Raw genomic sequence first — 739 nt, forward strand, 5'->3', positions numbered from 1 at the left:
GCCTCGCACTGCTGGTCGCGCTGGTCGCGGCGGGCTGCGGCGGCTCGGCCTCGAAGGCTGCCGGCCAAGGCCCCGCGATCGTCAGCCTCGACGACGCCTCGCCCGGCCCCGGCCTGCGTGGCACGACGCTGGCGACGCCGATGCCGAAACCCGACGTCGCCCTCACCGACATGTCCGGCCACCCCTACCGGCTGCGGGCCGCGACGGCCGGAAAGCTCACGCTGGTCTACTTCGGCTACACCCACTGCCCGGATGTCTGCCCGACGACCATGGCCGACATCGCCGCCGGCCTGAGCCAGACCAGCGAGGCGGTACGCCGGCAGGTTTCCGTCGTGTTCGTGACCACCGACCCGGACCGGGACACCCCGGCGGTCCTGCGGTCGTGGCTGACGCAGTTCGACCCGACCTTCGTCGGCCTCACCGGCACCACGGCGCAGATCACCGCCGACGCCGACAAGTTCGGCATCCCCGTGGAGCCGCCGCGCCGCGAGGCCGACGGCAGCTGGGTGGTCGACCACGGCTCGCAGGTCACCGCCTTCAACCCCGACGGTCTCGCCCGCACCGTCTACCTCGCCGGCGTCACCCCCGCCGACTACGCCCACGACATTCCGATGCTGCTCAAGGGCGCCTGATGGCCACCCGTGATCTGGACCCTGCCCCCGGCGCGCCACCTGCCGACCCGCCGACGACGGGCCGGCCGACGGACGCCCCGCCGTCGGGCCGGCGCGGGCTGGGACGG

The 739-nt window shown here is 74.4% G+C and carries 1 protein-coding gene; it reads left to right on the forward strand.

The features are described 5' to 3' along the window. Window positions 1-632 (forward strand): SCO family protein (locus MXD58_RS26130; protein ID WP_308302052.1); only part of this gene is annotated, 632 nt, incomplete at its 5' end. Window positions 633-739: the final 107 nt, after the last annotated feature.

Source organism: Frankia sp. AgKG'84/4 (assembly GCF_023242965.2).
GTDB lineage: Bacteria > Actinomycetota > Actinomycetes > Frankiales > Frankiaceae > Frankia.